Source organism: Fenollaria sp. (assembly GCF_057222035.1).
This window is the reverse complement of sequence record NZ_JBXXYC010000001.1, coordinates 118,826-138,297: the sequence shown is the minus strand read 5'-3', so window position 1 is coordinate 138,297 and position 19,472 is coordinate 118,826. Positions and strand designations below refer to the sequence as shown.

Sequence of the window (19,472 nt, the reverse complement as noted above, 5' to 3'; positions counted from 1 at the left end):
CCGCATCAGCATCTTCTCTCACTATATCAATTTTTTCTTCTTGAACTTTTTTATCTTCATCTTTATTTTTCTTTTTAAACCAGTTAAACATATTTCACCTCTTAAGTTAATTTCATCGAAAGTATCGAGCTTATGCCCTTTTCTTTCATAGTAATTCCGTATATAGCGTCCGATATCTCCATAGTTACCTTTCTATGAGTGATAAGGATAAATTGTGTTTCATCCTTAATCCTGTCAAGGTAGGCTGTGTACTTACTTATGTTGGCATCATCAAGAGCCGCGTCTATCTCATCAAGTATACAGAATGGCGATGGTTTTGACTTTAGCACAGCAAATAATAGTGCTATCGCTGTTAATGTCTTCTCTCCACCTGATAGTAAGCTTAGTGATTGCATGCTCTTTCCTGGTGGACGTGCCTCTATCTCAATACCTGAGTTAAGTATATCATTTTCATCGCTTATATATATCTTCGCTTCGCCGCCACCGAATAGATTTTGGAATATTTCTGAGAAATATCCTTGAATAATATTAAAATTATCTTTAAATTTTATCTTGATAGTTTCATCGATATCATCAATTATATTTAGTAGGTCCTCTTTAGAATCTTGCATGTCATCATATTGCTTTCTTAAGAACTCTAATCTTGTTAATGTATCTTCATACTCTTTTATAGATGACAATGATACATCGCCAAGTGCATCAATCTTTTCTTGAAGCTCTTTTAAATCTTTTGTGCTAGCCTTAACAAGACTTTCCTTATCAATATTTTCAACATTTATAAAGTAATCATTTGATAATTTTTCTTTGATGTTATCCTTCATTACTTCGTTACGAGCAAGTAGGACTTCATTTTTGTTAATCTCGTCTTTAATGGCAATTATGCCTTCTTGACATGACTTTATCTCATTTTGCAAATCAAAAATCTTGGATAAAACTTTTTCTTTTTCATCTGTCTTTTGATTGATCTTGTCAATGTATTCTTGCTCGAGCTCTTCATTCTTCTTCAAGAAGTCCATGATGCTAGTATTTTCATTCTCAAGTGCTTCTTTATTTTGGTTTAGTTCTTTAAAATCATTTGCAAGGCTTTCTTTTATATCATTTGATCTAGCAATATATTCTTCAGAAAAAGCGATATCTTCAACCGTTTTTTCAAGCTTTAGCTCTAAAGTAGATTTTTCTACGCTTATTTGAAGAAGCTTTTCATTTCGTCTCTCTTTTTCTTCTTCAAAGCCCTTAATAAGTTCTTTTTCTTGCTCTATCTTCTTCTCGTGCTCTTCTTTTTCTTTATTAAGCGCATCTAAATCATTATTTCCTTGACTGATGTGTTCATCAAACGCTTCAAATGACTTATTTATTTCTTCAACTTGAGTTTTTGCTTCGCTTATATCTCTTTGAGCAAAAGTAATATTTATCTCAAGTGAATTAATTTCTTTTTTAGCTGTATTTATCTTTTCATTGATACTTAATATCTCTTCATTTAGATTGTCATAAGAGATTTTTTCTGATTTAATCTCTTCTTCCTTATTAATAAGAAGCTTTTTGGCATCTTCTAGAGCATTTTTCTTCTCATTTATCTCGTCCATTAGTTTATTAAGCATGTGTTTACGCGAAATAAATGAAGATTTAACCTGACTACCGCCAACTATTGATCCAGATGAATTAATTATCTGTCCATCTAAACTAACGTATCTATATTGCTTATAGGCTTTCGATATTCTAAGTGCAGCGTCAAATGTTGTCGTTACAACTGTTCTTTGAAGAAGACTATTAAATAAATTATCATATTTTTTATCATAGTTAATAAGTTCACTCGCAAAACCTATAGCATCTTTATCGTTAATATTATAATTTTCATTAGATTTAAAATTATATCTATTAAGTGGATAGAAAGTTGCTCTACCATAGTTATTTTTCTTTAAAAAGTCGATGTATTCTTTAGCATCGTCGTCTCTATCTATGACTATAGCTTGCAAATTCGATTGTAGCGCTGATTCTATTGCAAGTGAATACTTTTCATCACAATTAAATATATCAACCACAAGTCTTGAATTTGATTTAAAATAATTTTTCTTTGCTGCTTTAGATATCTCTTTAACGCTTCTGTAGTAGCCATCAAGGTTTTCTTCAAGATTCTTGTGCATCTCATAACTTTTTTGTAAAACTCTAAGGTCATTTTCCATAGCAAAATAATTTTCCTTAGACTTCGCTAAATCATCTACTTTTTCTGTGATATCATCTTTAGCTTTTTTATAAAGCTCTTCTTTTTTGCTAAATAAATTATTTAAATCATTAAGCTCTTCATTATATTTTTTAAATTCATCATTTTGCTTGTTTAAATCATTTTCTTTATCGCAAATCTTTTTTTCTATGTCTTTAAGTTTTTCGTTTTGACTATTTTTATTATTTTTATAATTTTCTATGCTTAATCTTAGCGCCTCAATCTTTTTATCAAGCTCCATACCCATGTTTATAGCGTCATCATAGCTAGTTCTGTCAAAGCTAGCGTTTTCATTTTTAAGCTTTTCAAGCTCATTTGCTAAATTCAAAAGAGTTTCTTCGCTAGATTTTTTAACAATAGATAATGTTTTTATCTTTTCTTCTGATTCTAATAATTTATTCTCATGTTCTTTCTCTTTAAGTTTATTATCAAGCACTTTATCTTCAATTGATCTAAGTTTTTCTTTGTTTATTTCAAGTTTTTGCCTGTTGATATCAAAGTCTCTTAGATCTTTATTTCTTTGCTCTTTAATCTCATCAATAAGTGCCTCATATTTCTTAAGCTCAGCTTGTAGTGGCGCTGCGCTTTCTTCGACTTCTTTATTCTTTATTTCGCTTAATTTTAAATCATCAATGAGTCTATCTTTATCCGCACTAAATTTAATTAAATTCTTCTCAATCTTTTCATAAGCACTATATGATATAGATACATCTACCTTTTTGTACTCTTCCATAAGGCCTTTGTACTCCCTAGCCTTTTCTGATTCGCCCTTAAGTCTCGCTTCATTTTGCTCTATCTCATAAAGAATATCTTTTATTCTGAGTAAATTTGCTTCAGTCTTCTCAAGCTTTCTTAAGGATTCTTCTTTTTTGTATCTATATTTACTAACGCCTGATGCCTCTTCAAAGATGGCTCTTCTGTCTTCTGGTTTATTTGAAAGAATTTCATCTATCCTTCCTTGACCGATGATGGAGTAGCCGTCCTTACCAACGCCCGTATCTAGGAAAAGTTCTCTAACGTCCTTCATCCTAGCTTTTTTATTATTAATCAAAAATTCGCTCTCACCTGAACGATACATGCGTCTTGTAACCTCAACCTCTTGATATTCAACAGGTAGAGCGTTATCGTCATTTGAAAATATTATACTTACTTGAGCGTATCCAAGTGCTTTTTTCTCTTCTGTTCCTTGGAAAATAACGTCGCTCGCCTTATTCGCTCTAAGCGATTTATTGCTTTGCTCTCCTAAGACCCATCTAACAGCATCGGAAATGTTGCTCTTGCCGCTGCCATTAGGACCTACAACCGTTGTAACTCCAGGGGTAAAGACTATTTCAGTTCTATTTGCGAAGGACTTAAAGCCCTTCAATATTAATTTATTTAAACGCAAAATATTTGCCCCTTTCGTACTTGTTCTTTATAAGCTCCTTAAATGAGTAACTTTGTGGGCTTCCGTCGTAAAACATTAGCCTTCCATCCTCATCAAAGATGCCTTTTATCTCATAATTAATTTTATATTTATTATAAATTTTCTTTCTATTCGATTTATTTGAGCCGCTTAAGAAAGAAGCTACTTTTTTAGAAGAAATTATTGTGAAATCATTAGTAATTTTATTTATTTCAATAAATTCTTCTATGATCTCTAGGTAGATAGCCTCATAAGTTAATGAGCGTATCGCTGGGTGGAATGGCCCTGCCACTACGTCCTTACCTAGCTGAATATTATCAGTAGTTTGAAGACCTATCCTTATTATCTCTATATCTTTTGCTTCAAATATTATAACGATGCTCTTAAGCGTATCAATTGCTTCATCAACATCTGATGGCTTGTATGAGCCATCTTCAAGTTTACCAACTAGTTCTGTATCTTTTATAACTAAGGTTGGATATATTCTTACAAAATCCGGCTCAAGCGCAGCTATCGCTTCAGCCGTAGCTATGTCCATATCTTTAGTGGACTTATATAGGCCTGTCATCATCTGTAGTCCAAGAGTAAAGCCTCTATCCTTAATCATTTTAGCGCTGCGAATAGTGTCAGTCGCCTTATGCCCTCTCTTTAGTGCAGCTAAAACCTCATCATTCATCGACTGAGCACCAAGCTCAATTATTTTTACCTTATACTTTTCAAGCTCGTCAAGAATTTCTTCGCTAATAGCGTCCGGTCTTGTCGATATCCTTATGCTATCTATTAAACCGCGCTCGATATATGTATTTGCAAGCTTTAAGTAACTAAGCATAAGCGGATAATCAAGCGCAGTAAAGCTTCCGCCATAAAAAGCAAGCTCTATATCCTTCTTTCCTTCATATAGTGCCAAATATTTTTCTATATCATTTTTTATATTTTCTTCTTTTTGCGCATCATAGTCCTTAGCAATCTTCTTTTGATTGCAGAAAATACAATCGTTTGGGCAACCTAGATGCGGTATAAAAATTGGTATTATATAATTTTTTTTCATTGTATCAAATTCATCTCAATCGCAAGTTTTTTCGCCGCCATTTGTTGAGCAGCTTTCTTTGTCTTCGCTGTGGCAATTGCTTTGTGCCCATCAAGCTCAGCTTTATACTCAAAACTTTTGTCATCATCAGGTCCATATTCATTTAAAAGCGTATATATTAAGTCTAGATTATATTTTTGAGCATGTTCAATTAAAATATTCTTATAGTTTATAAAATCATTCTTTGCATCCAAAACTTTATATGCATGCCTTAAATATTTATCCAAAATAAATTTTTCAGCTGTGTCAATGTCTGAATCTAAGTAAATAGCTGCTATCAAAGCTTCTAAGTGATCAGCAAGTATTGATGTCTTATCAAGATTTGCTCTTAGATTTGCTTCCATATAGATGTACTCATCCAAGTGAAGGTCTTTAGCAACCATATTTTGGTACGAAGCCTTTCCAAGCATAGCAATAAGCTCAGATAAAGTGCCTTCGTCCTTGTCTATGTACTTAGCGAATAAATATTTTGCCAAGACATAAGAAAGTACCTTGTCGCCTAAAAACTCTAGGCTCTGAGCATTATATTGCGCAGTTAAAAATTTTGCCTCCTCCGAGCTCTTATGAACCAAGCTAGTGAAGAGCAAATTTTCATCATTAAAAGTATATCCGATAATCGCCTGCAAGCTATTGAGCTTTTCGCGAGCATCGGATATATCAAAACTTTTCATTATTTAATTGCTTCTTTGGCTAATGCGATTGCTTCTCCAACAGTTTTAACGCTTGTAACCTTGTCATCATCTAAGCTTACATTTAGTTCGTCTTCTAAATTCATTATTAATTCAACTATGGCGATGGAATCTGCCTTTAAATCTTCTTTAAATGTTGTTTCGTCTTTTAAATCTTTTACATCAACTTTAAATTGTTTAGCAATTATCTCTTTAATTTTTTCTTCCACGATAGTTCCTCCTAATTTTCTTTTAAATATTCTATAACTCCAGAATTTACAAAATCAACAGTATTTTTTATAGCTAGATAAAAAGCTCTCTCATCACTGTTGCCATGTGCCTTGATTATCGCTTTATTTACACCTAAAACAGGTGATCCGCCATACTTAGTTAGTCCCATAAGAGACATCAAATCTTTCATAAATGACATCTTCATCTCATCTGATGAGAAATATTTATTATCTTTCATAATAAAGTTTTTAACATTGCCTACAAAAACTTTGCTCATACCCTCAAGCTCTTTTAAGATTACGTTACCAACAAAACCATCTTGAACAATTATGTCTGCTTCAGTAGTAAGTATCTCGTTTGCTTCGATGTTACCAATAAAATTAAGTTCTGAATTTTTAAGAATTTCATGAGCCTTCTTAGTTAATTCATTGCCTTTTTTTGCTTCAGCACCGTTAGATACCAAAGCAACCTTTGGATTTTGAATGCCAAGTAGCTTTTCTACGTACTTTGAGCCTAGTTTTGCAAACTCATAAATAAATTCTGGTTCGCAGTCAACATTTGCTCCTGAGTCCAATAGTAGTGTCGGTCCCTTTAATCCTGGTAAAAATGTTGGTATGCTCGCTCTTTTGAAGCCATCTATCCTCTTTACTATAAGCATAGCCGCTGCAAGTAGCGCGCCAGTTGAACCAGCTGATATAAATGCATCAGCGTCATCATGCTCAACTAAGTACTTTGATGCTAAAACTATTGAAGCTTTATCTTTTTTTCTTATGGATAGAGCTGCTTCGTCCTCATTTGTGATTACATCTTCAGTTTGAATTATCTCATAATTTTTTGCGTCAGCGCCCAAAGCTTCTTCAATTTCTTTTTTATCGCCAAATAAAACAAAATCTAAAGAATTATTTTCTTTCTTTGCCATTTGCACAGCATTTAACATAGCTATAGGAGCTTTGTCTCCGCCTTGTGTATCAATTAATAATTTCATAATTTCCTCCGTTCTAAATCATAATTATTATACATTATTTTGCCTATTAAATCAAGTTTTTTATATTTTAACTTTATGTACATGGAAGTCAGAGATTAAAAAAATTGTCTTTGTCGCTTCTTCTTGTAGAATTTTTATTTCTTCATCTGTTAGTTCTTCTGCATTTTCTATAAGGCTTTCTAAGATTGCTCCTCTTGTTATTAGTCTATGAGTTCTTTCTTTTCTTCTTTTTACTATGTCTTGTTTTAATATTTTCTTTTCTTGATTTTTTAGTTGCCTTAGTCTTTCTTCTGTATCATCAATTTTGTCTTTTATTTCTTTTGACTCTTGTCTTATTTGTTCTAATTTATTCATATATACCTTATTTTTTGTAATAAAAAAGAGATAACACTTATGCTATCTCTTTAAAAGTTTCATTATTAAATTTCTTGTCATCTAACAACACATTAAAATAAATCATCCAGCCTTTTCCAATTTTCATTATTCATTTCTTTTGTGTAGTTTGTATTGTTAATATAAAGTCTTGTATCTTTATCTCTAACAAACCCCCAATTTATTTTACGCCTTTATGCGTAATCCTTAAAAGCATTGAATTTATTTTCGATTTGCTTATCAATATTTTCCAGATGACCTTTCTTTACCATATCCTTAAGTTTCCTTGAATTGGTTTTTCTTTTTTCACTAATATAATCTGCAAGTTGTTGACTTTTTTCATTGGCATCTTCTATAATCTTTTTCATAGCTTTTAAAATAGCCTTTGCTGAATACTGAGCCACTTTTATCTCAATATTTATAGCCTTATTATTAACTTCATCATTTACCATATAGGTGACCTCCTTTCAGGGGAAAATAAAAAAGCGGCCCAGACTTTTACATCTGAACCGCTAAAATTTTAATTATATAGTTTTTTATTATTTTTAATTTTATTACTGTTATGACGTACTTTATAAATTATTTGTCGCAAACTATTTTTTGCTATTTAATGCTTTATTTATGGTTTCTTGAATAAAAGGACTACAGCATTTACCCAAAGGATTGTTAATTTCGCACTTTGCATTTTTCATTGCCCCTGTAAGTCTAATAATATCTTTAATATTCTTTGCACCATCATCTAAAACAGCATTTATAATTTGTTGCTCTGTAACTTGGTTGCAATAGCATATATATTTGGGATTTGCATTCTTTTTAAACCATATAGGAACTTTTACGTCTTCCTTATAAAAAACTCTTTCATTGTTTAAGTTATAATACACGACATCACAATCTTCATTCATACATAAATAGTAAGTTTCTTCATCTACAACCTTTCCCATAAGGTTTTCTGATACCATATGCTTTACAGTTATATTCTTAACCTTTTCTCCTATTTTGTGACATTTGGGGCAATTTGCTTTTTCTTCCACTGTACCAGTGGTTTTTTGTATTGAACCTCAGCAAGATTGATTTATCTTATTTTCTTGACTCACTTTATTTCCTCCTGTCTGAATAAATATTATTACTATAGTTAATCAGGATATCTAATACCTCTTTCAATGGATCTACAGGTTGCAGCTCTTTTTAAGTCTTCTTTGTTCATTTCTCTTTCTATCAATAAGTGCCATAATGGTTTATAAGAAATTGCCATATTATTACCCCTTATCCGTTTTATTGCTAAGGTATATTTTATCATAAATAGGCTGATAAGTCAATTTAACCTATTTTATACTTGTGCTTGCGTTAGTATTTATTGAGATAGTCCTTGTTTTTTTCCTTGTCCCACTTGGAACTGCTCCAAATCCTTTGGACCTAGTAGGAACACCATAAAAATAAAAAAACTCAGGCATTAGCCTGAGTCAGACTATTTATTTGATTAGATAACTCCATAAATTATTAAAATTAAAAATTTAATTATTTATAATAATTTCCGTTAAATGCATGTAGTTATTTGTATTTTCAGTATTTATATATAATTAATCTAAAAAACAATACAAATTAAATAATTACTTAGTTTTTTTATATTTATTAATTAATAACAATACAATTGTTGCAAATAACGGAGGCACCAAATAGCTTAAATCTGTCATAATAATACTAAACCCTAAAAGTGAAATAATTTTAAAGAATATAATATTAATCACAAATAATGAAATAAATAGCAATACAATTTTAAAAACTCTAAGTATTTCTGTTTTCATTTATTCTCCTTTACAAATATGCTGAGCTTTAAAAATAATCAGTACACAGTTTATAAATTGATATTTGCAACAAACTTGCCAATTAAATACCCAAACTTATATAAAAGAAACATGAGTATAAGAATACCTACTATTTTATAATATCTAGGATAAGAATCCATTGATTTTCCTAAAAATTTCATAAAAAAGTCACCTCCAATCTATAACGGTTTATTTTTTTGATCCTTAGTATCTTTATATCCATTATATACTCCTAGACCAAAAAGTGCAATACAAGCGACAACTGCACATCCTATCAAAAATGATCAACCATCAACTTGCATTAAATCTTGCCTTAAATTATAGCATACATCAGTTTAAAAGTCAATTTAATACTTGTGCTTGCGTTAGTATTTATTGAGATAGTCCTAGTTTTTTCATTGTCCCACTTGAAACTGCTCCAAGCTCCTTTGAACCTAGTAGGAACAATAAAAAATAATAAATATCCCCCGGCCTAGCCGGGGGTTTTTCTCATGCGGCCCAAAGGGCCTGTATTACTAGCCACGCCTCAAGGACGTTGGTTAATCTGTCACTTGCAAATTATACTAGCTACCCTTTAAAAGGGTCTATTGTATCAAATGTCAGCTGTTCACTAAGCTGGTCTTGTTTCAATTGATTTTGTATATATTCTTGTATGATTTTTGTATTTTTTCCTGCTGTATCTACATAATAACCTCTACACCAAAATTGACGTCCTCTGTACTTATATTTTAAATTGCCCCATTTTTCATAAATCATTATACTGCTTTTTCCTTTTAAGAATCCCATGAAGCTTGATACTGCTAATTTGGGTGGTATTTCTACCAACATGTGTACATGATCTGGGCAAACTTCTGCTTCTATTATATTAACTTCTTTCCAACTACATAATTCTCTTAAAATTTGTCCTATTTCAAGTCTTTTATCTCCAAAAAATTCTTTCCTTCTATACTTGGGTGCAAACACTATGTGGTATTTGCAATTCCATTTAGTATGTGATAAACTATGTGTGTCATTTAATGACATTTTTAATTCCTCCCTTATTTGATTTTATATTGCAATTGACAGATTACAATTATATTATATCAAATAGGGAGGTTTTTTGTTTGTTTATCACCGCTAAAGCTAAACTGAACCCCCAGTCTAACTGGGGGTTTTCTAATACAAAAAAACTCAGGAATTAACCTGAGTATTTTTTATTCAACATCTAAAACCTTTTCACCATTGTAATAACCACAGCTCATGCAAACTCTGTGTGGTCTTTTCATTTCATGACATTGAGGACATTCAACGAATGTTGCTTTTCTTAATGTATAAGATGAAGCTCTTCTTTTATTACGTCTTTGTTTTGATGTACGTCCTTTAGGTACTGCCATTAAAAACACCTCCTTAACTTACAGTAAATGTATTTGTTTACTAATTCGCTTTTATAACATTACAATTATACTGTTTTTTTATCTATTTGTCAAGACTTTTTATATTTTATTTTAAATTATTTTGAAATAATTTCTTTTGTGTCTCTTGCTATCATTAATTCTTCGTTTGTTGGGCAGATGTAGATCTTAATCTTAGCGCCGTCTTTAGCAATGTCTACTTCTTTTCCTCTAGTTCCGTCGTTCTTCTTGTCATCTAGTTCAATGCCTAGATGTTCTAGTCCGTGAAGAATTTCTCTTCTCATTGTGTCAGAGTTTTCACCGATACCGCCTGTCATAACGATGGCATCAAGTTCTGGCATTTGAGCCATGTAAGCGCCAATGTATTTTTTAACTCTGTTTGTAAACATATCAAGTGCAAGACCTGCTTTTTCATTGCCTTTGTCTCTTGCTTCTTCAAGGTCTCTAAAGTCTGAGCTTAACTTAGAAACGCCAAGTACGCCTGATTTTTTATTTAACCATTGGTTAGCTTCGTGTGGAGTAATATTTTCGTTTTCACAAAGGAATGTTACAACTGTTGGGTCAATATCGCCTGATCTTGTTCCCATTACAAGTCCTTCAAGCGGTGTAACACCCATGGATGTATCATAAACTTTACCATTCTTAATGCAAGCTAAACTTGAGCCGTTACCTAAGTGGCAGTTAATTATGTTTAGTTCTGATAAGTCTTTATTAAGTATTTCAGCCATTCTATGTGCTATATATTTATGAGAAGTTCCGTGGAAACCGTATTTTCTAAGTCTGTACTTTTCGTATAAATCGTAGTCAATAGCGTACATGTAGTTCTTAGCTGGCATTGTTTGATGGAAGGCTGTATCCATAACAACAACGTTTGGTTTGCCCTTTACAAGTTCTTCGCAAGCTTCTATACCCATAAGGTTTGCTGGGTTGTGAAGTGGTCCGAAGCAGATGAACTTTTCGATAGTTTTCTTAACATCTTCAGTTACTAGTGTTGAATCAGTTATTATGTCTCCACCATGTAGTACTCTGTGACCGATACCGTCGATTTCATCAAGTGAAGCAACAACTCCATGTTCTTTGCTAACTAGTGCGTCAAATACGTGTTTCATGGCATCTTTATGGTTTTTCATAGCTTCTTCAACTACAAAGTTTTCTCTTCCTTCAACTTTGTGAGTAAGCTTAGAGCCTTCGATACCTATTCTTTCTACTAAACCTTTACAGATTACGCTTTCATCATCCATATTCATTAATTGATACTTTAATGATGATGATCCGCAATTAATTACTAATATTTTCATTTTTACCTCCCTAAATATTTAACAAATCATATACATATATGATATAATAAAATATAGAAAATTTCAAGTGTTTTTTAAGAAAGAAGGGAAAAAGTTGAAAATAGCTGGAATTATTTGTGAATATAATCCGTTTCACAACGGTCACCTATATCATATAAATAAGACAAAAGAAGCTCTAGGCGCCCATGCTGTAGTTGCTTTAATGAGTGGTAATTTTGTTCAAAGAGGTCTTCCTAGTGCTTTTTCTAAATATGAAAGAGCTAAAATTGCCTGTGAATATGGCTGTGACCTCGTTCTTGAGCTGCCTATTTTCTCTTCGATAGCGCCTGCAGATATATTTTCTAAAAACGCTGTGAATATATTAAATAAATTAAATGTGATAGACTACTTAAGTTTTGGTAGCGAAGATTGCTTAGAAGCACTTAATAAAGCACTATCTTTAATGATAGAAAATAAAAATGTTTTTGATGAAGTACTTAAAAAGCATTTGTCGAGTGGCCTTTCTTATTCAAGAGCTTACGCTTTAAGTTTTAACGAGCTTTCATCGTCAGATATTATGAGTAAATCAAATAATATACTTGCTTATAACTATATAAGTGCTCTTAATGAAACAGAGAGCAAAATAAAAGCTTTTGCCCTTCAAAGACATGGCCCAAGTTATAACGATGCTTATGATGAAAATGATTTTGCAAGTGCGACTCATATAAGAGACTTAATATATAAAGGAAGGGATGTAAATAATTTTGTACCAGCACTGCCCGATGAAAAAATTATTGATTTAGAAAAATATTTTTCCTATATTAAGTCTATTTTTATAAGAGAAAAGAATTTTAAAATGTATTTTGAATACGATGAAGATACTGTAAACTATATTAAAAAGCACATCTATGAAGCGAAGGGCTATAATGAATTTATGGATATGGTCTCAAGAAAAAACTTTTCAAAAAGCAAGATCAATAGATTTATGCTTGCTATGCTATTAAATATATATAAAGATAGTGTTTCAAGGGACAAAGAATATGACTTCATAATTCCTTTATGCGCTAACGATATAGGAAAAAAAGTTTTAAAAGAGATAAAAAAACATAGCGATGTAAATATTATTAGCAAATACAAAGACCTTGATAATTTGAGTCATGAGAGCAAGCTAGACCTTGAGATATTGATAAACAATGATCAAATTTATTATCTGATGAAAGGCATGGATGTAAAAGACGCGTATAAAATAAATTTATTAAGCGTTTAAAATTTTATAAAAATTAGCTAATTATATGATATAATTAAAATGTTAAGAATAATATAATAAATAAAATAAAGGAGGACATAAATGAAATTACTAATTATAGGTGCAGGTCCTGGCGGATACGAAGCCGCTTTCAGAGCTGCTCAACTAGGAAATGATGTAGTTCTTGTTGAAAAGAACTTACTTGGTGGTACTTGCCTAAACATTGGCTGTATACCTACTAAGACTATGGTAAAGATAGCTGATTTTTATAGCGAAGTACAAAATTCGGAAGAATTTGGCGTAAAAGTTGATGGCTATAGCCTTGATACTGAAAAAATTTACCAAAGAAAACAAGATGTCATGAGTAAACTTAGAGACGGAATCGAATATTTAATCTCAACTTATGACAATATCAAGCTTTTAAAGGGTACTGCTTCATTCGTTAGTGAAAATGAAGTAAAAGTAGTTTTAAATGAAGGCGGCGAAGAAAATGTTACATTCGATAAATGTATCATAGCTACTGGATCAAAGGATATCAAGCCACTTGAAGGCTGTGATTTGCCAAAGGTTTTAAACTCAACTACTCTATTAAGCTTAAAAGAAATACCTAAGTCAATGATAGTTATAGGTACAGGTGTTATAGGTCTTGAATTTGCTACTATATATGCAAGTTTTGGTACTGAAGTAACTGTTATTGGTAACAATATGTTCAAAACAGCTGATCTAGAAATACAAAAGAGATTACAATCAATATTAAAGAATCCAAATCTAAAGTTCGCTACAAAGCAACACTCTAAGAAGATTGAACAAGCTGGTGATATGCTTAAGGTAACTACTCAAATGGTTGGCAAAGACACTTTAAAAGAGTATGAAGCTGAATATGTACTAGTTGCACTAGGCAGAGCAAGCAATACTGACGGACTTAACACTGAAGCAGCTAAAGTTGAAACAAAGGACGGCGGCGTTTTAGTTGATGAAAACTTAAAGACATCAAATGACAATATCTACGCTATCGGCGACGTTATATACAAAAACACTCAACTTGCTCACTTCGCTACAGCTCAAGGCTTCCACGTAGTTGAAAAATTATCTGGAATTGAGCCAAAAACTGATCTTTCAATCGTTCCAGCGGTTTTATACACAGTTCCAGAACTTGCTCAAGTTGGTAAAACTGAACAAGATCTTGAAAAAGAAGGTATTGAATATGATAAAGCTAAGTCCATGTACCAAGCAAATGGTAAGGCACTTGCAGTTGGTGGAACTAAAGGCTTTATAAAGATATTATCAACAAAAGACCATAAGAAAATTTTAGGCTGCCACATAATTGGTAAAGACGCCGACCTATTGATTCACTACGCTGTTATAGCTATGGCCAATGGTCTAAGCGTTGAAGACTTATCAAATATGATATATGCTCACCCAACTATTGCCGAAGTATTTAAGGATGCAGTAGAAACACTTGAAGGCAAGTCAACAAACTCACCAATGGCAAAATAATTTTATAAATAAGTAAAAAAATAAATGCGAAGGTAATTTATGTACTTTCGCATTTATTTTTTTACTTTTCTTCTTTGTTTTGTAATTGATTTTCTTGACTAACGCTAGCAGACATCTTTCTAAGCTCTGTTCTGTTTTCATTTAAAGTAGTAATCATGTCCTTTAAATTCTCTTGAGCGTTCATTAGAAGCTTGTCTGAGTATTCAAGTGAAGAGCGTTTTAAGTTTGTTGAAGCAATTTGCGCTTTGTTCATAAGATCCTTTGCTCTTTCGTTTGCTTCTTTTAAAACTTCTTCCTTGCTTACAAGTTCTTCAAGTTTTAATCTTGTTTCTTTAATAATTTGTTCTGCATCTTTATTTGCTTCGCTAATAATTCTTTCTCTTTCTTCTTTAATCCATGCAGCTTGTTTTATTTCATCTGGAAGTTTTATTCTTAACTCGCTGATTATATCTAGTAATTCTTCTTTTTGAACTAAAACCTTACTTGTTAGAGGTAGAGAACCTGCTGATTCAACAATATCCTCAATCTCATCAATAAGACCTAATACATCCATTTTTTAACCCCTTTCGTATTTGTTTTTCAATTTAATTTCAACATTTTTTGGCACCAGTGCCGATATATCTCCATGATAGTAAGCAATTTCCTTAACTATAGAAGAACTTAAAAAGTTAAACTTGTGTGAAGCAACTAAAAATATAGTCTCTAAATTTTTATTAAGTGACTTGTTCGCCATAGCCATCTGAAGTTCATATTCATAATCAGAAACGGCTCTAAGTCCTCTGATGACATAGTTTGTCTTCTCTTCTTCACAAAATGAAGTAAGAAGTCCATCAAAAGTTTTTACTTTAATCTTCTTCTCATCTTTAAAAATTTCTTCTATCATCTTTTTTCTTTCATCAATAGTGAATAAGTGTTTTTTCTGTACATTAGTAGTGATACCTATAATCAATTCATCAAAGATATCCTTAGATCTGTTGATGATGTCGATGTGTCCATTGGTTATAGGATCAAAGCTACCTGGGTAAATCGCTTTCATTTAACACCTCTAATAAAAAATATTTTCTTATCGCCAATCGTTCTTATATCAATATCAAAATCATCTGTGCTAATTATTTCTTCTAAATCATAGTCTTTATTCTCTTCTATGATTATGGTGCCTCTCTCATCGAGTAGATCAAGTGAGATAATTAGCTTAAGTACTTCATTTAGTAGCTCATGCTTTTTATATGGTGGATCTAAGAAGATATAATCGAATTTTTTCTCCTTAAGAGGCCCTTTTAAGGCTCTTATGGCATCCATCTTCATGACATTTATCTCGTCATCAAGCTTTAAGCTTTCTAAATTTTTATTTATCACGCTTATGGCCTCGTGCGATGAATCTACTAGATATACTTCCTTCGCGCCTCTTGAGTAAAACTCAATGCCAATCTGTCCTGTTCCGCTAAAAAGGTCCAAGACTTTTGCGTTTATCGTTATTGGCGATATGATATTAAATATTGTTTCTTTTATATTATCCAAAGTCGGTCTCGTATTAAGGCCCTTTGGCGCAATTAATTTTCTTGATTTGAATTTGCCTGATATAACTCTCATCTCTTGCCTCTTAATTTAAGATGATATCTTGTTTACTGTCATAAAAAACTGAATCCATATTATTTAATAAAGCGTCATATCTGTCTTTTTCGTATTCAATGTCGCCTCTTAATATTGATAAAACCTCTTTGTTAATATCATTAATCATCTCGGTATCTTTATCAAAATCAAAAAATTTAAAATCTATGGCTCCGTGCTGCTTTGTTCCAAAGAAGTCTCCTGGTCCTCTTAGTATCAAGTCTTTTTTCGATATTTCAAAGCCGTCGCCAGTCTCTTGCATCAGTTTTAATCTTTCGTAGCTTATATCATTTAGCTTGTCATAAACAAGGACGCAATACGCTTGATCGGAGCTTCTTCCTACTCTTCCTCTTAACTGGTGAAGTGTGGATAGACCAAATCTTTCTGCGTTTAATATCACCATAAGATTAGCATTAGCAACGTTTACACCGACTTCTATAACAGTAGTTGAAACAAGTATTTGAACTTTGTTCTCTTCATAAGCAGACATTATTTTGTTCTTCTCTTCGTTTGAAGTTTTTCCATGAAGCAGAGCAACATTATAGTTCTTAAAGTGCTCCTTTAGCTCTAAGTATACATCATTTGCGTTTGATAAGTCAAGTGACTCGCTCTCTTCAATCAGAGGTGTAACAACATAGACCTGCTTTGAATTTTTTAATTCTTTTTCTATAAAATTAAAAATTCTTTCCTTATAAGAATAAGGCACAGCGTATGTCTCGACCTTTTTTCTTCCTGGCGGCATAGTCTTGATAGTTGATATATCAAGGTCACCATAGAAAATTAAAGACATAGTCCTTGGTATAGGTGTTGCGCTCATTACAAGGGTGTCTGCGTATACCGATTTATTAGTTAGATTAGCCCTTTGCTTTACGCCAAATCTGTGCTGCTCATCAGTTATTACAAGCCCAAGATTTTTAAAATTTACTTTATCTTGGATTATTGAGTGAGTTCCGACAACTATGTCAATCTCTCCGCTCTCTAATCCATCATAAATCTCATTTTTTTCTTTATTTGATATAGATGATGATAATAAAGCTACTTTTATATCTTTACCTTTGAAAATATCTTTAAGGCTCTCGTAGTGCTGCTTAGCTAAGATTTCAGTCGGAGCCATCATAGCTGCTTGATAGCCATTGAGATACGCCTTATACATGGCATATACAGCGACTATGGTCTTACCGCTACCAACATCTCCCTGAACGAGTCTATTCATCCTCTTATCAGCTTGCATATCAGCATTGATCTCATCTATAACAGTTTTTTGATCAGGTGTTAACTCAAAGCCAAGACCTTTAATAAAGTCATCTTCTTCATCAAAGTGCTTGAATTTTACAAAATTTTCATCTTGTACTTCTTTTCTTAAGATTTTAAAACCATATTCAACGGTAAATATCTCTCTAAAAGCTAAAGTTCTTCTCGCCTTCTCCAAAGTCTCATGAGATGTTGGAAAATGCAGTTCTTTTAGCGCTTCATCTATGCCGTATAAATCATAATCGCGTATTAAAATCTCTGGAATTATCTCTTTAACTAAACCCTTTGTATTAAGTAACTCACTTACAATTGAGACTAGCTTTGAATTGTATAGACCCTTTACAAGATTGTATATTGGACCAATGTAGCCAAGTCTGTCTGTGTTTAAGCTGTTGTAAAACTCAGGATTGGAAAAGCTATAACCAAATTTGTTCTTATTTAATTTGCCAAAGAAGTAGAATGTTTTGCCCGGCTTAAAGATATTTCTATAAAAGTTCATGCCGAAGAAAAAAACTTTCGCATTGTTTTTCTCGTCACAAACATCAAACATCATCATATTTCTCTGCCTCATTATAGGCGAAGATATGATTTTAACCTTAAACAAAGACGCATCAGATAAACTCTCATCAGATATATATCTTAGGTTCTTCCTGTCCTCATATCTTCTGGGTCTATTTAAAAGTGCATCTTCGGCTGTATATAAACCGAGTCTGTTTAAATACTCTTCAGTTTTGCTTCCTACTCCCTTGACTTCTTTTAGCTTCATTATTCCAATGAAATTATATAATAGTATAAAGCTTGTTTAGACTCAATAGCTTCAAAATCTATATCAGGATATTTTTCTTCAAGTTCTTCGATTAATTCCTCTGCTTGAGATTTTTCAGCATCTTCGCCTAGATATAAAGTTACTAAAGATGTATCTTCATCGATAAGTTCATCAAGCATAGCCATAGTAGTTTCATTTAAATTAGCTGAGCTTGCAAGTATCTTAGATGAGCTAATTGCAAGGTAATTACCCTTCTTTATCTCTTTACCATCAATAGTAGTATCTCTTACAGCAAAAGTAACTTCACCAGTTTTTACTTCGCTTATAGCTTCCTTCATGCTATCGAGAATTTCGTCTGCGCTCATTTCTTCATCAAAAGTAATCATAGCCGTGATAGCTTCTGGCATGTTTCTTGTTTCAACAACATGGATATTCTTATCGCTAAGATCAATAGTTTGCTTAGCTGCCATGATGATGTTTTTGTTATTAGGGAAGATGAATATATCGTCTGCGTTGATATTGTCAATAGCTTCCATGAAATCTTCTGTTGAAGGGTTCATAGTTTGACCGCCAGTAACAACTTCATCAACCTTTAAGTCCTTAAATATCTTAGTAAAGCCATCGCCTGAACTTACAGCTATGAAACCATATTTTTTGTGTTCTTTTGCTTTTTCTTCTTTATTGCTGTTTTTATACTCTTCTTCGCTAAATAATATCTCATGGTGTTGAAGACGCATGTTATCAATCTTGATATCTTTTAGATAACCAAGTTTTAAAGCCTCTTCGATAACTTGTCCTGGATTGTTTGAGTGTATATGGCATTTGATTATATCATCTAGAGCAACTACAACCATTGAGTCGCCTATCTTAGATATAGTTTCCTTAAACTCATCAACTTTGCTAGTATCACCAGTTATGATAAATTCAGTGCAATAGCCATATTTAATATTATCTGTAGAAATTTCTTTTCTATTAGCTGTTTGTTTAGTCTTATTTATATCTTGAACTGTAATTTCTAATTTTTCAGTTCTAGCACCTTTAATTGCGCCTTTAACTATAAAGTAAAGACCCTTACCACCAGCGTCAACTACACCAGCTTCTTTTAATACGCTAAGTAATTCTGGTGTTCTGTTAAGTGATTCTTCCAAAGCTATAAGTGCATCATCAGCAAATTTAGAAAGTTCTGTATAATTTCTATAATTTTTTAGTGCAAAACCTGCTAAATCTTTTGAAACTGTTAGTATAGTGCCTTCAGTAGGTCTCATAACAGCCTTATAAGCAACTTCACTTGCTTTAACAAAGGCTTCCATAAGTCCTTCGATGTCGATGTATTCCTTATCTTCTATAGCTTCTTTAAAACCTCTTAGAAGCTGAGATAAAATTACACCAGAGTTTCCTCTTGCTCCAAGAAGAGCTCCCTTGCTTAAAGCGTTTGCTATTTCTTTTATAGTTTTATTTTCTTCTTTAACTGCATTTGTAACTGCTGACTTCATTGTTAGAAGCATGTTTGTACCTGTATCTCCATCTGGAACAGGAAATACATTTAAAGCGTCAACTATCTCTTTATTTTCGCCAAGAGAATTAAGTGCTCCAATCAATGCTTTCTTTAAAACAATAGCGTCAATTCTATTAGTACTCACATTTACC

General features: G+C 32.3%; 19 protein-coding genes. 2 read left to right on the top strand and 17 right to left on the bottom strand.

Features of this window, described 5'->3' with window-relative positions:
- Positions 1-101 precede the first annotated feature (101 nt).
- The 12 genes from smc to AC2UOP_RS00650 all read right to left on the bottom strand — a co-directional run bounded on the left by smc (position 102) and on the right by AC2UOP_RS00650 (position 11,478).
- Positions 102-3,584, bottom strand: coding sequence for a chromosome segregation protein SMC (gene smc, locus AC2UOP_RS00705; protein WP_484832307.1), 3,483 nt, complete (start codon positions 3,582-3,584; stop codon positions 102-104).
- A gap of 7 nt (positions 3,585-3,591) precedes the next feature.
- Positions 3,592-4,671, bottom strand: coding sequence for an elongator complex protein 3 (locus tag AC2UOP_RS00700; RefSeq protein ID WP_484832306.1), 1,080 nt, complete (start codon positions 4,669-4,671; stop codon positions 3,592-3,594).
- Complete coding sequence (locus AC2UOP_RS00695; protein WP_484832305.1) at positions 4,668-5,381, bottom strand: ribonuclease III family protein; 714 nt, start codon at positions 5,379-5,381, stop codon at positions 4,668-4,670. The genes AC2UOP_RS00700 and AC2UOP_RS00695 overlap by 4 nt, the downstream gene beginning before the upstream one ends.
- A complete protein-coding gene (locus AC2UOP_RS00690) occupies positions 5,381-5,608 on the bottom strand; it encodes an acyl carrier protein (RefSeq protein ID WP_019214689.1) in 228 nt (75 codons plus the stop codon). The genes AC2UOP_RS00695 and AC2UOP_RS00690 overlap by 1 nt, the downstream gene beginning before the upstream one ends.
- An 11-nt stretch (positions 5,609-5,619) precedes the next feature.
- Positions 5,620-6,594 carry a phosphate acyltransferase PlsX gene (gene plsX, locus AC2UOP_RS00685; RefSeq protein ID WP_484832304.1) on the bottom strand — a complete coding sequence of 325 codons (975 nt, stop codon included), beginning with the start codon at positions 6,592-6,594 and terminating at the stop codon, positions 5,620-5,622.
- Between the two features lie 60 nt (positions 6,595-6,654).
- Positions 6,655-6,948, bottom strand: a complete 294-nt coding sequence (locus AC2UOP_RS00680) for a DUF3847 domain-containing protein (protein ID WP_484832303.1) — start codon at positions 6,946-6,948, stop codon at positions 6,655-6,657.
- A gap of 212 nt (positions 6,949-7,160) precedes the next feature.
- Complete coding sequence (locus AC2UOP_RS00675; protein WP_019214686.1) at positions 7,161-7,418, bottom strand: hypothetical protein; 258 nt, start codon at positions 7,416-7,418, stop codon at positions 7,161-7,163.
- A 141-nt stretch (positions 7,419-7,559) separates the two neighbouring features.
- Entirely contained in the window at positions 7,560-8,018 is a 459-nt protein-coding gene (locus AC2UOP_RS00670; RefSeq protein WP_484832565.1) for a Csac_0668 family 2Fe-2S cluster-binding (seleno)protein, read from the bottom strand.
- Positions 8,019-8,573: 555 nt separating this feature from the next.
- Positions 8,574-8,768 carry a hypothetical protein gene (locus AC2UOP_RS00665; protein ID WP_106017934.1) on the bottom strand — a complete coding sequence of 65 codons (195 nt, stop codon included), beginning with the start codon at positions 8,766-8,768 and terminating at the stop codon, positions 8,574-8,576.
- A 588-nt stretch (positions 8,769-9,356) separates the two neighbouring features.
- Complete coding sequence (tnpA, locus tag AC2UOP_RS00660; protein WP_019214255.1) at positions 9,357-9,812, bottom strand: IS200/IS605 family transposase; 456 nt, start codon at positions 9,810-9,812, stop codon at positions 9,357-9,359.
- A gap of 170 nt (positions 9,813-9,982) precedes the next feature.
- On the bottom strand, positions 9,983-10,162 hold the full coding sequence (rpmF, locus tag AC2UOP_RS00655; protein ID WP_019214681.1) for a 50S ribosomal protein L32: 180 nt from the start codon (positions 10,160-10,162) through the stop codon (positions 9,983-9,985).
- Between the two features lie 116 nt (positions 10,163-10,278).
- Positions 10,279-11,478: an acetate kinase gene (locus AC2UOP_RS00650; protein ID WP_484832302.1), complete on the bottom strand. Its 1,200-nt coding sequence runs from the start codon at positions 11,476-11,478 to the stop codon at positions 10,279-10,281.
- A 94-nt stretch (positions 11,479-11,572) separates the two neighbouring features.
- Between AC2UOP_RS00650 and AC2UOP_RS00645 the strand changes: the two genes are divergently transcribed.
- Together AC2UOP_RS00645 and lpdA are read left to right on the top strand one after the other, a co-directional pair.
- On the top strand, positions 11,573-12,724 hold the full coding sequence (locus AC2UOP_RS00645) for a tRNA(Met) cytidine acetate ligase (protein WP_484832301.1): 1,152 nt from the start codon (positions 11,573-11,575) through the stop codon (positions 12,722-12,724).
- Between the two features lie 81 nt (positions 12,725-12,805).
- Positions 12,806-14,200 (top strand): dihydrolipoyl dehydrogenase, encoded by a 1,395-nt coding sequence (lpdA, locus tag AC2UOP_RS00640; RefSeq protein ID WP_484832300.1) that lies wholly within the window; start codon positions 12,806-12,808, stop codon positions 14,198-14,200.
- A 61-nt stretch (positions 14,201-14,261) separates the two neighbouring features.
- Here the strand turns inward: lpdA and AC2UOP_RS00635 are convergent, their stop codons facing one another.
- The 5 genes from AC2UOP_RS00635 to AC2UOP_RS00615 are packed head-to-tail and all read right to left on the bottom strand — an operon-like array spanning position 14,262 to position 19,465.
- Positions 14,262-14,753 (bottom strand): ATPase, encoded by a 492-nt coding sequence (locus tag AC2UOP_RS00635; protein ID WP_070598704.1) that lies wholly within the window; start codon positions 14,751-14,753, stop codon positions 14,262-14,264.
- Positions 14,754-14,756: 3 nt separating this feature from the next.
- The gene (gene coaD / locus AC2UOP_RS00630) at positions 14,757-15,236 is read right to left on the bottom strand and encodes a pantetheine-phosphate adenylyltransferase (protein ID WP_019214677.1); all 480 of its coding nucleotides are present in this window, start codon (positions 15,234-15,236) and stop codon (positions 14,757-14,759) included.
- Entirely contained in the window at positions 15,233-15,790 is a 558-nt protein-coding gene (gene rsmD, locus AC2UOP_RS00625; protein ID WP_484832299.1) for a 16S rRNA (guanine(966)-N(2))-methyltransferase RsmD, read from the bottom strand. Before rsmD ends, coaD begins: the two co-directional genes overlap by 4 nt.
- 10 nt (positions 15,791-15,800) lie before the next feature.
- Complete coding sequence (gene recG, locus AC2UOP_RS00620) at positions 15,801-17,825, bottom strand: ATP-dependent DNA helicase RecG (protein ID WP_484832298.1); 2,025 nt, start codon at positions 17,823-17,825, stop codon at positions 15,801-15,803.
- Complete coding sequence (locus AC2UOP_RS00615) at positions 17,825-19,465, bottom strand: DAK2 domain-containing protein (protein WP_484832297.1); 1,641 nt, start codon at positions 19,463-19,465, stop codon at positions 17,825-17,827. The genes recG and AC2UOP_RS00615 overlap by 1 nt, the downstream gene beginning before the upstream one ends.
- Positions 19,466-19,472 lie beyond the last annotated feature (7 nt).